The following is an 11,364-nucleotide window of genomic DNA, read 5'->3' on the forward strand; positions in this document are numbered from 1 at the left end:
AATGACTGTTCTGCGTGTGGCTCTTGTTGAGCTTAAGCGCCTGACTAGCGGTGTTTTGCCGGTTCTGGTGCTACTTGCGATGTCCTGCATTCCGCTGCTGTACGGCGCCCTGTACCTGTACGGTAACTGGGATGCTTACGGCCATGTGAATGGCATTGTGGGTGCCTTGGTGGTTGAGGATGAGGGCGCTGAGGATTCTGAAGGTAAGCAGGTGAATACCGGTGCGGACGTGAAGAAGAACCTGCTGGATGCTGGCACGTTTGATTGGCGTCAGGTGCAGACTCGCACTGAGGCTGTTGAAGGCGTGGAGAACGGCACCTATGACTTTGCGATGGTGATTCCGAAGGACTTCTCCCGTAATTTGCAGAGTGCCGGTTCGTTCAAGCCTGATGCTGACGGTAAGACGGGCACTATTGATGCGCGTTCGGCGGGTATTGAGGTCATTACGAATGACGCGAACAACTATGTGCTGACGAATATTGTCACGAAGGCGGGCACTGCGGTGCGTGATTCGGTGGCGGAGAAGGTCGGTAATTCTACGGCGAATTCGCTGTTGGCTAGCTTCACGACTATTCACTCGAAGATGGGTGAGGCTGCTGATGGTGCGTCGAAGGTGAATAATGGCACGGTGAAGCTGGCGGATGCTATCACCCAGCTGAAGGATGGCACTGCCACGGTGAATGATGGTGCTGTGAAGCTGAAGGATGGCACTTCTTCTCTGGCTGATGGTCAGTCCCAGTTGTTGGATGGTCAGAAGCAGTTGGCGGAGGGCGCTGCGAAGCTTGCTGATGGTGTTTCGACTTTGGATTCGGGCGCCGAGAAGCTGGATTCTGGTGCTGCGAAGCTTGCCGATGGTGCTTCGAGTTTGAAGGATGGTTCGTCGACTTTGGCTTCGGCTGCGGCGTCTGCTTCTGATGGCGCGGCGAAGCTGAAGGATGGCTCGGCTACCCTTGCTGAGGGTACTGCGAGCTTGAAGAGTGGTTCGGCTTCGGTGGCGAAGGGCGCTAATGATTTGGCGTCTGGTATTCATCAGTTGCGTGAAGGTATGGATCAGGCAGGTATTCGTGAGTTGCCAGCCGAGTTGAACGCGATGTGCACGCGCCTGCATGAGACGGATACGTCTGCCGGTAGCGGTGATTTTGGTCGTGATTTGTCGAATACTGTGGTGTCTGCGACTGCGCAGAAGGTGCGTGCTCAGGTGACTCCGCTGGTTGAGGCGGGTACGTTGACTCGGGAGCAGGCTGATCAGCTGGTGGCTGCTGTTGATTCTGAGGAGACGAAGAATGAGGTTGCTGAGCTGAATCAGAAGGCTCTGCAGTCGCACCTGGCTACTCGTGATGCTGCCGCTGCTGATGCCCTGTCGAAGCTGAGCGCATTGAAGTCGAGCCATTGTATTTCTGATGGTTCGTCGTCGACTGCGGTGAAGATTCAGACTTTGGTGACTGGCGTGGATTCGCTGGATTCTGGTGCTTCGTCGCTTGCGAAGGGCGCTTCGTCGGTGGCTGATGGCGCCGCTCGTGTGGATGCTGGCGCGTCCTCGTTGGCGTCAGGTTCGGCGACCCTGGCTGATGGTAATTCCAAGATTGCTTCGGGTGCTTCGAGCCTTGCGAGTGGTTCTGCGACTCTGTCGGGTGGTGCTTCTGAGCTGAAGGAGGGTACCGATTCTTTGAAGAGCGGTACTGCCGAGCTGAAGGACGGTAGCGGTACTTTGGCAGAGAAGGAGCAGTCTGCGGTTGAGGGTCAGCAGAAGCTGGCTGATGGTGCGAATGAGCTGAAGGATGGTGCGTCGCAGCTTTCTGACGGTACGGCGAAGCTGTCTGATGGTTCTACTCAGCTGAATGATGGTGCTTCCGAGTTGAAGGATGGTACTTCGTCGCTGGAGAGCGGCTTGGCTTCTGGTGCTAAGCAGGTTCCGAGCCTTGCGCCGACTGATCAGGCGAAGGTTGCGGATACGATGTCGAACCCGGTGACTTTGTCGCATGATTCCTTGGCGTCGGGCCGTAACTATGGTGAGGGCATGGGTCCGTTCTTCATGTGCTTGGCGTTGTGGATTGGCGGCTTGATGCTGGTTCAGACGTTGCGCGTGATGAATAACCGTGCGTTGGCTTCGCATGCTCCGTCGATCCGTGTGATGCTCGGTAGCTGGATGCCGTTCGGCCTGGTGGGTATTGCTCAGGCGACTTTGATGTTTGCCGCGATTAAGTTTGGTTTGGGCTTTGAGATGGCTCATCCGTGGCTGGTGTGGCTGTTCCTCTGCTATGTGGCTTTGGTCTTTACCGGTTTCATTCATGGGTTGACGGTGATTTTGGGTGCGCCGGGCAAGCTTGTTGCTTTGGTCATTCTGATTCTGCAGCTGATTACTGCTGGCGGCACGATGCCGTATGAGACTTTGCCTGAGTCGATTCGTTGGATGCATGATTTCTTCCCGATGGGTTATGCGGTGGCGGGTACGCGTCGTTTGGCGTATGGCATTAATGAGTCGAGCCTGTGGGGCATCATGCTGGTTTTGACTCTGTGGGGTCTGGCTGGTCTGATGTTGGGTTACATTGGCACGCGTCGTGATCGTACGTGGTCGCTGAAGAAGCTGGCTCCGGAGATTACGGTGTAACAAACCCTGTTTAGTCGCACCGGGGGAAAACTGTCTAATAAAATAGAGATATATCTGCAAAAAGGGAGGGAGGACTGCTGATGTTGCAGCGCCCAGTCGCTGAAGCTTCAAGTCGTCGTCCCGGCCGTACAGGTAGAACTCAGTTGAAGTTGTTCAACGCTGCTATGGAAATCATGACCGAAAAGGGGCTTGAGTACGCCACTGTTGAAGAGGTGGCTGCCCGGGCGGGTGTTTCTAAGGGAACCGTGTATTACAACTTCGGTTCTAAGAAGACCATGGTGGATCAGCTGGTTCAGTACGGCACGCAGTTGCTGCTGAGCGATGCGCGTCGCGCGGCGTCGGTTCATTCTGATCCGCGTGAGGCGTTGCGGAGTGCTGTTCGCGCCGCGTTCCAGTATCTTGAGGACCGTCCGGGTTTTACTCGGATGTGGCTTTCGGAGGCGTGGAAGGGTGCGGATGGTTGGACTGAGGCGATGAGCGATAACCGTCTGAATCTTCTGGATTTTTTGGAGGAGATGACGGAGGCTGTGGCTCGCCGCTATACGGTTGATACCGCTCAGAATCCTCGTGCGATTGCGATCTCTATGTTCGGCGCGATTTACATGTTTGCTATGGATCGTGAAGTGCATCAGGCGGAGCGCAATGCTGAGGATGCAACGCGTGCTGTCATGCTGGTTGTAGATGGGTATATCCGTCATTAGGCGGACCTGTTGGGTCTGTAGACGTAGCCGGGACTTCGGTGTCGGGTGTCGAAAAGGGCACGGTTAAAGGGGCCGTGAAAGGGGCGACACCCGGCTGCCGTACGCGCACGATATGTAGGCTCATTCTTGCCCTCCTGTTGGGGGTGTGCTATAGTTTTCCACTGTTGGTGGTGTGTCCGAGCGGCCGAAGGTGCATCACTCGAAATGATGTTTGGTGTAAAAGCCAACGGGGGTTCAAATCCCTCCACCACCGCACCAACGAAAACCCGTTGAGATTTGTCTCGGCGGGTTTTTGCATGCCCGGATTGTTCTGGGGTGGTGTTGGCGGGTGTGTTGATGGGTGTTTGTGCGGGGGTACTTCGCCTCGTTTTATAGGGCGTGTGCCACTTCCTGGGCTTTGCCGGTGCTTGCTGATTCGGGGGTGGGTAAAATCGTATTATGCGTATTAAGATTCTTGACCACCCGCTGGTCTCTCACAAGATTAGTGTTCTGCGTGATAAGAACACTCCGTCCCCGATTTTCCGTCAGCTGGTTGATGAGCTGGTGACCCTTCTTGCCTATGAGGCGACTCGCGAGATTCGTGTGGAAGAGGTTGAGGTTGTGACTCCGGTGGCAACCACTACCGGTGTTCGTATTGCTGATCCGAAGCCGTTGGTTGTTCCGATTCTGCGTGCTGGTTTGGGCATGCTGGAGGGTATGACTCGCATGGTTCCGACCGCTGAGGTGGGCTTCCTGGGTATGGCTCGTAATGAGGAGACCCTGGACATCGTGACTTATGCTGAGCGTCTGCCGGAGGACCTGACTGGCCGTCAGGTGTACCTGCTGGACCCGATGCTGGCTACCGGTGGCACTCTGATTGAGGCTATTAAGTTCCTGCGTGAGCGTGGTGCCGAGTCTGTGACTTGCGTGTGCCTGATTGCTGCTCCTGAGGGCATTGCTGCTCTGGAGAAGGGTGTTGAGGGCATGGAGAATGTTGACCTGTTCCTGGCTGCTCGTGATGAGCGTCTGAACGAGAAGGCATACATCATTCCGGGTCTGGGCGATGCTGGTGACCGCCTGTACGGTCTGGCTGAGTAGCCTTTCGGCGTTATTCACATGATGTGAGTGGGGCGCCTCTGCATATGTATGTGTGGAGGCGCTTCGCTATGTCTTGTGGGTATTCGGTGGGTTGTGCGTCGCAGTGTGGCGGTGCGTGTCTAATGTGTCCGGGGCTTGGGCGGCGATGGTGCTGCTGGGTGTTGGCATAGGCTTTTGCACCACCCTTCCTATGTGTGACTAGGAACACATTAAAGCATTTGAGGGTGTTTCAAAACTTCAAGCATATTCACAGCCTCACATGAAAATGCAGGGTATCACCCATACATAACAAAAGCCGTGAATATTTATGTGAGAAAAAAGCTGAAAGCCTCAGGTTCCGCATGAAACCTCCCAAAATAGGGGAGGGGCATTGTACTCCGCTCGCCCTTAAAGATGAATCCACTATGCTGAATCCGCTTGATTTATCCGTCAAATAGGAGAAATATTAAGTAAGAGGATTGAGACTCGAACAGGTATTGGGGACTGTTTGACTCGGCGTCACTTCCGGCGCACCCCACACTACGTACGACAGGGATCCCGTACACAGACTTTGAGAGAAGGTTGAACCATGTCAGGCGCTGTACCTGGATATGTGCACATCTCCCAGCGCGGCCGCGCCGCTAAGCGCCAGGTCGTGCAGCCTCAGCGTCCCGTTGCGCAGGCCGCAACGTTGCGTCCGATGACTTTCTCAGCCGGTGACCCTGCCCATAAGCAGGCTCAGGAAAATGAGGCACGCGGCTTTGTGCTCTATGTTGGTTTGAATGAGGAACTTGCTGCAGCGAACGGTACCTCCCTGGTGCGTATCGTTCAGGATCTGCGCACTTATGCACACCACCTGGCCCCCGAGTCGGAGTCGTACGCCGCTGTGGCGTTGGCTCCGGTGAACGCTGAGGGCAGCGACCTTGAGGTGGTACGTAATGCGCTCGGTGATCCGACCGCAATGTATATGCACCCGGAGGCGCATGTCGCCCGCGAAGCAGAGACCACGAATAGCCACTCTTCGGGTGTGCTGATTGACCTGGCGCGCCGTGAGGTATTCCTGGACGGTGAGCCGCTCATGCTGACCTTCAAGGAATTCGAGCTGCTGGCACACCTGGTGGAGAATTCTTCCCGTACCGTGGGTCGTGAGGAGCTGCTGAAGGCGCTGTGGAGCTCTGGTGACGAGCATCCGCATGAGCGTACGATTGACGTGCATATTCGTCGTCTGCGTTCGAAGCTGGGTCGCCTGTCGGGTACCGTGCGTACGGTGCGCGGTCAGGGTTACCGCTTCTTTGAGCACCCCGAGGTTGTTGTCTGGGCTGCTCCGGAATACTCGATTTAGCGTGTGCAGAATTTAGCTTCTGTAGAGTGCACCCCGGTGCGCTGGCGTCATGCCGGTGCGCCGGGGTTTACTTGTGCCTGCTTACTTGTGGCTGTGGGGGTGCGTTTACGTGGCGGTGTGCAGCACGTGCTGGCGCCCTCTAGCTAGAATGGGTGTATGGCTGAAAATTCTTCCAACACTGCATCTGGCTCGCACCGCAGCGGGGTCAAGCGTCTGATTATTATGCGCCATGCGGAGGCTGATTGGGGTCTGAATGATTTTGATCGTCCCCTGACGAAGCGCGGCCATGAGCAGGCTGCCGCTGCTGGCGCCTGGTTGGCTTCTCGCGGTTATATTCCGGAGCAGATTATGTCGTCGTCGGCTTTGCGTACCCGCCAGACGACGACTTGGGTTTCGGATGGTTTGGGTGCGAAGGCGCCTACTGCTCATCTGGATGAGGGGCTGTACGAGGTGTCTGCGTCCCGCATTATTGCGCGCATTAACAGTGTTTCGGAGAATGTTCATTCTCTGATGGTGGTGTCGCATCTGCCCGGCGTGCAGGATGCCGCGCAGCGTCTGATGAGCCCAGATTCTGACCCGAACGCGTCCATGGATGTGTACTATGGCTTCCCGCCCTCTTCCATTGCGGTGTTTGAGGTGCCGGGGGAGTGGGCTCTGCTGGATGGTGCGGATGCGCGCCTCGTGGATTTCAAGAGCTTCTAGTCCTGGAACTTCTAGCCCAGGATTTTCTAGGCTTTGTGCCTGAATGAAATGGGTAAAGCAAAAGCCCCGTACCAATCGGTACGGGGCTTTTTGTGGCGGAGACGGGGGGATTTGAACCCCCGGTCGAGTTTAACCCCGACCCTTCATTAGCAGTGAAGTCCATTCGGCCGCTCTGGCACGTCTCCACGGTGCGCTCGTGAGCGCATCCCTATAAGAATATAGGCTGTTTTGCGCTTGGTCAATTCGGCCCGTGCTTTGGAGGATATCTCTGAGCGTGTGTTGCTCTATAGGGCGGACTATGGATTGTAGGCTTTGAGGCTTATAAGCATTTTCGATAAACTGCTACCGTCCGACCGATAAATAGAGGGCGTCTCTGGCGTGTGAATTTTCCATACAGTGTTGCCAGAGTTGTCTTATTTACTCAACGAAATGAGAAATCATGTCTGAAAACCCTAACAACCCCCAGCCCCAGTTCAACCAGGACCCCCAGTTCAGCCAGCCGGCACCCCAGTATGGTCAGCAGGCTCCGTACGGTGTGCCCGTTCAGACCCCTGAGCAGCAGGCTCAGGCGAAGAAGGCAAAGACCCTGTCGATTGTCTCTCTGGTGAGCGGTATTGTGAGCTTCTTTGTCCTCGGTTTCATCCTTGGTGCTGTAGCTATTGTGACCGGCCGCCTGGCTATGAATAACCCCGAGCTGAAGAACCGCGGTATGGCTATTGCCGGTACTGTTCTGGGTGTCGTCAGTATTATTTTGCTGGTCGCTCTGAAGATTTTTGTAAAGCAGTAAGATTGAAGCTACCTGTAGTAGCCTCATGATTTGAGGAAGCCCGCGTGCACTCCGTGTGCCCGCGGGCTTTTGCGTGCCTAATTAGTTTTCTAATTAGTGCATATATGGTGCGTATAGCTCCAGAATGACGAATCCGTTTGTGCCCGCCTCAGCGATAGGTTAGGGTGAGTAAGGTTCAATACACACCATTCACACGAAAGAGGGACCACATGTCTCAGAACCCGCAGGACTCTAACTCCTACGGCTACAACCCGGAATACGGCAACCTGAACGAGCAGAACGCTCAGAACGCTCAGAACGGTCAGCAGCAGTACCAGCAGCCTGGTCAGTACGGTCAGCCCATGATGGTGCCCGTCGGCATTGTTCAGAAGACCCCCGAGCAGCTTGCTGGCGAGAAGGCTGCTCAGACCTCCCTGGTGCTGGGTATTATCGGCCTGGTCTGCAACTTCATCGTCAGCTGGTGGTCCTTCGGCCTGCCCTCCCTGATCCTGGGTGTTATCGGTATCTTCAAGGCGAACGAGGCGGAACGCTACGGCGCGGCTGCTTCCGCTGGTCGCATCATGAGCTGGATTAACGCAGTTATTGGTGGCCTGTACCTGCTTTTCCTTGGCGGCGGTCTGCTGATGCTGGTGATTGCGGGTGCCGCAAGCAGCTCGTCTTCCAGCCACTTTGCTGAGCTGGTCAGCACCCTGGCACTCTTCTAAGAGCTCTTGCCCCTCCCTGAGGGTGCATAAAAGCCCCGTTTCTCGTATTGAGGAGCGGGGCTTTCGCGTACCAGCTGGCACTCTACTGCCCTCTTAAAATGTATTGCGCGGGTTTGTGCGACAGATGTAGTTGTACCCGTTTCGGTGATAGGTTAGGGTGAATACTGTTTAACACACACCAGCCGTACGAAAGTGAGATGCCATGTCTCAGAATCCTCGGGGTTCAGACCCCTACGATTACAACCCGGACTACAACCGTCTGAACGAGCAGTACAACCAGTACGGGCAGAACACTCAGTACGGTCAGTATGGCCAGTACGGTCAGGGTTCTTACGGCCAGTACGGGCAGAGCTCCTACGATCAGTATTCCTACGACCAGTACGGTCAGGATTCGTACGGTCAAGACTCGTATGGTCAGAATCAGTATGACCCGTACGGTCAGCAGTACCAGCAGCCCGGCCAGTACGGTCAGCCCATGATGGTTCCTATTGGCATTGTTCAGAAGACCCCTGAGCAGCTTGCCGGTGAGAAGGCTGCTCAGACTTCCACGGTGCTGGGTATTATCAGCTTGGCGTGTATAGTGACTCTCAGCTGGTGGCTGTTTGGTCTGCCGTCCCTGGTTCTGGGTGTTATCGGTATTTTCAAGGCTAATGAGGCAGAGCGTTATGGTGTGGCTGCTTCAGCTGGTCGTATCTTGAACTGGATTAGCGTAGCCATTGGTGGCATGTTCCTGGTGCTTTTCGGCGGAGGTCTTCTGCTGGCGATTATGCTGGCTCTTTCTGATTCTGCCGCAAATTCTAGTCTCGTGGAGACTGTGCAGATACTGGCATTCTTCTAAACACTTTCACCCTCATTGGAGGGTACGCAAAAGCCCCGTTCCTCAATACGAGGAACGGGGCTTTGCTGTGTATATGCCGTATATCTCGTGGATTGGTCCTGACATGCTTGTTCCCGCGCGGGGGAAGGTCTAGGGTGGGTTTAGCATCTGTGTCGGTACGTGAAAGGTTGTGGATGCGATGTCGCAGCTACCCCAAAATAATGAAGTTTTTGATGACAATCCCGAATACGCCAAGCTCCACCCGGGAAATAACAATGGGCAATCCGCCCCGGGTAACCAACCACTACCTACACGTCAGTTTTACCCGAGCTACCCGAGGAATATTGTCGGACCTGTGGGCATCCTGGAAGAAGGGCGTAAGTTGGCTCAACGGTCATTGACCTTTGGCATCATCAGCGTGGTGCTTATCCTCTTGACGTTCTTGCTGCCCTACACCCTCCTCGGATCTTTTATTCTGGGCATCCTGGGAATCTTGTCTGCACGAGACGCGGAATGTCACGGCGTACCGGCAAAGGCGGGGCATATCCTCAGCTGGATTGGTGTGATTCTGCCCATCGCCCTATCAGTCCTGGCGGCTATTGCCCTGTTAATGCTTGTTTTCACCTTGAAAGGATAGTGTCGTAACCGGCTTAGGAAGTTTGGATAGCCGAGAGTCGAATTCATGGTCTTTCGTATGTGATATGTAATGAGCCCTGTTCCTCAATGCGAGGAGCGGGGCTTTGCTGTGTATATGCCGTATGTTTCGTGGAATCGGCTCGACATGCTTGTTCCCTCGGCGGGGAAAGCATAGGGTGGGCTTAACACCCGGTATTGAAAGGTTATGATGCAACGATGCAGGATCCAATCCTAGGCCCGTATTCCGACCCAGCAGCTGGTCTGCGCTCGAAACCTCATCGCCACAAACAGGGTGCTGATATTGAAGAGCCCCCTATGATGCAGGGCGGTGGGAAAACAGCGACTAATCTAGGGGAGCGAGCCTCCCAACTTTCACTCACTTTTGGTGTGCTCAGCCTCATCAACATCTTGGTGTTGGGTTCGTGGTTTTTCGGTATCCCCACTGTCATCTTGAGTGTCCTTGGTCTACAGAAAGCTAAGGAAGCGGATAGTTACGGCGTAGTTTCTCTTGCGGGTCGAATCCTGAGCTGGATAGCTATCGCTGTGTTTGTCCTTGGGTACGTACTGATTGTGTGGGCGTGGTTCAATGCCGAATAGGTTTTTGCGAAGCACCAGGCTGAGGTATTCAACTAACGCGTGTAGATTCTGAAAGGTTGTGGATGCGATGTCGCAGCTACCCCAAAACATTGAAGCCTTCGATTACAACCCCGAATACGCCAAGCTCAACCAGACAAATGGAAACTGGCAACCCTATGCTGGTGTTTTAGGTAATCAGCTACTACCTGGAAAAAAGGTTTCACCTGGCTTCTCAAAACGGCGAGATGGAGAGAATGCGGCAAGTCTTTCATTATTTTTCGGCGCCCTCAGCCTACTGTGTATCCCGCTATCGGCCTGGGTCTGGGCACCAGATTTCACTTTTATCTCACTGATACTGGGCATCTTGGGTATCTGGCAAGGGCGAGTGGCTAAACGGCATGGTGTGCCCGCCCTGGCGGGTCGTACTCTCAGTTGGGCGGGTATAGGTATTGTTCTTGCTCTCTATATTTTTGTCATCTTGTTTCTGATAAGCCTCAGTCGCTCTTTATAAAAGCTTCAGTATGGCGGCGGGCCTGAAGATACTCTCGTTTTGTTGGGTATGACCGGTCAGAAAGCATTCTGGTGAGCGTAAGAAAGCCCCGTTCCTCACGTTGAGGTGTGGGGCTTTTCTGTATGTATGCCGTATGTTTCCTGGATTGGGCCCGACATGCTTGTTCCCCAGGTGGGGAGGGTCTAGGGTGAAGTTAACACCCCCCTCGTGTGGAATGTGAAAGGTTGTGGATGCGATGTCGCAGCTACCCCAAAACATTGAAGCCTTCGATTACAACCCCGAATACGCCAAGCTCTACCAGGAAGATAACAACGAGCTGCCTAGCCCGGATACATCTGACGAGCAGCTACTGCCCGCAAATGAGTCTCTGGATGAGTTCTCAGATCAAGCGGCGGGTAAAAGAGCAGCGAACCTCTCCCTACTTTTTGGCTTCCTCAGCCCGCTGTCTTTCTTTCTAGGGTGCTGGTTGATTTTCCATGATCTTGGAGAAAGCGGTCTGCGGGTAGTGTTCGTTGCGCCGGTGCTGAATGTCCTTGGTATCTGGCAGGGGTTCGCGGCAAGGCGGCGTGGTACGCGTGCCATCGGTGGTCTGATTCTTAACGGGCTGGAGCTATGCATCTTCATCGGTATCGTAGTCCTCGTCACGTCGCTTCTAAACGCTTTGTCAGGCATCCACTAACGATGCTCCCGGTAACTCAAAATGGCGTATGCAAAGAGCCCCGCTCCTCACTCAGTACGAGGAACGGGGCTTTGCTGTATATATGCCGTATGTTTCGTGGAATCGGCTCGACATGCTTGTTTCCCCGGTGGGGAAAGCCTAGGGTGAAGTTAACACCCGGTATTGAAAGGTTGTGGATGCGATGTCGCAGTTACCCCAAAACAATGAAGCTTTCGATTACAACCCCGAATACGCCAAGCTCTACC

At 54.5% G+C, this 11,364-nt stretch carries 11 protein-coding genes and 2 tRNA genes; 12 read left to right on the forward strand and 1 reads right to left on the reverse strand.

The genetic code is table 11. From position 1 onward, the window contains the following. Position 1: 1 nt before the first annotated feature. The 6 genes from HMPREF2999_RS00965 (at position 2) to HMPREF2999_RS00990 (ending at position 6,409) form a co-directional block, all read left to right on the forward strand. The gene (locus HMPREF2999_RS00965) at positions 2-2,608 is read left to right on the forward strand and encodes a YhgE/Pip domain-containing protein (RefSeq protein WP_070674479.1); all 2,607 of its coding nucleotides are present in this window, start codon (positions 2-4) and stop codon (positions 2,606-2,608) included. 80 nt (positions 2,609-2,688) lie between these two features. Beyond that, the gene (locus HMPREF2999_RS00970) at positions 2,689-3,309 is read left to right on the forward strand and encodes a TetR/AcrR family transcriptional regulator (RefSeq protein WP_005504416.1); all 621 of its coding nucleotides are present in this window, start codon (positions 2,689-2,691) and stop codon (positions 3,307-3,309) included. Between the two features lie 166 nt (positions 3,310-3,475). Further along, positions 3,476-3,562, forward strand: a tRNA-Ser gene (locus tag HMPREF2999_RS00975). A 185-nt stretch (positions 3,563-3,747) separates the two neighbouring features. Then, a complete protein-coding gene (upp, locus tag HMPREF2999_RS00980) occupies positions 3,748-4,386 on the forward strand; it encodes a uracil phosphoribosyltransferase (RefSeq protein ID WP_070674482.1) in 639 nt (212 codons plus the stop codon). A gap of 568 nt (positions 4,387-4,954) precedes the next feature. After that, a complete protein-coding gene (locus HMPREF2999_RS00985; RefSeq protein WP_005504418.1) occupies positions 4,955-5,707 on the forward strand; it encodes a winged helix-turn-helix domain-containing protein in 753 nt (250 codons plus the stop codon). Positions 5,708-5,863: 156 nt separating this feature from the next. Beyond that, positions 5,864-6,409 carry a SixA phosphatase family protein gene (locus HMPREF2999_RS00990; protein ID WP_070674485.1) on the forward strand — a complete coding sequence of 182 codons (546 nt, stop codon included), beginning with the start codon at positions 5,864-5,866 and terminating at the stop codon, positions 6,407-6,409. A gap of 93 nt (positions 6,410-6,502) precedes the next feature. Here the strand turns inward: HMPREF2999_RS00990 and HMPREF2999_RS00995 are convergent. Continuing rightward, positions 6,503-6,594 (reverse strand) — tRNA-Ser (locus HMPREF2999_RS00995). Between the two features lie 254 nt (positions 6,595-6,848). Here HMPREF2999_RS00995 and HMPREF2999_RS01000 point away from each other — a divergent pair. The 6 genes from HMPREF2999_RS01000 to HMPREF2999_RS01030 all read left to right on the forward strand — a co-directional run bounded on the left by HMPREF2999_RS01000 (position 6,849) and on the right by HMPREF2999_RS01030 (position 11,119). Continuing rightward, positions 6,849-7,196, forward strand: coding sequence for a DUF4190 domain-containing protein (locus HMPREF2999_RS01000; RefSeq protein WP_049354000.1), 348 nt, complete (start codon positions 6,849-6,851; stop codon positions 7,194-7,196). 209 nt (positions 7,197-7,405) lie between these two features. Then, on the forward strand, positions 7,406-7,900 hold the full coding sequence (locus tag HMPREF2999_RS01005; RefSeq protein WP_070674488.1) for a polyprenyltransferase: 495 nt from the start codon (positions 7,406-7,408) through the stop codon (positions 7,898-7,900). Between the two features lie 202 nt (positions 7,901-8,102). Next, the gene (locus HMPREF2999_RS01010) at positions 8,103-8,738 is read left to right on the forward strand and encodes a DUF4190 domain-containing protein (protein WP_070674491.1); all 636 of its coding nucleotides are present in this window, start codon (positions 8,103-8,105) and stop codon (positions 8,736-8,738) included. Between the two features lie 178 nt (positions 8,739-8,916). After that, positions 8,917-9,354 carry a hypothetical protein gene (locus HMPREF2999_RS01015; RefSeq protein WP_070674494.1) on the forward strand — a complete coding sequence of 146 codons (438 nt, stop codon included), beginning with the start codon at positions 8,917-8,919 and terminating at the stop codon, positions 9,352-9,354. A gap of 663 nt (positions 9,355-10,017) precedes the next feature. Next, positions 10,018-10,440 (forward strand): hypothetical protein, encoded by a 423-nt coding sequence (locus HMPREF2999_RS01025; protein ID WP_070674499.1) that lies wholly within the window; start codon positions 10,018-10,020, stop codon positions 10,438-10,440. A gap of 235 nt (positions 10,441-10,675) precedes the next feature. Next, positions 10,676-11,119 (forward strand): hypothetical protein, encoded by a 444-nt coding sequence (locus HMPREF2999_RS01030; protein ID WP_070674502.1) that lies wholly within the window; start codon positions 10,676-10,678, stop codon positions 11,117-11,119. The last annotated feature ends 245 nt before the right edge of the window (positions 11,120-11,364 follow it).

It is taken from the genome of Rothia sp. HMSC066H02 (assembly GCF_001814995.1).
Classification (GTDB): Bacteria; Actinomycetota; Actinomycetes; order Actinomycetales; family Micrococcaceae; genus Rothia; species Rothia mucilaginosa.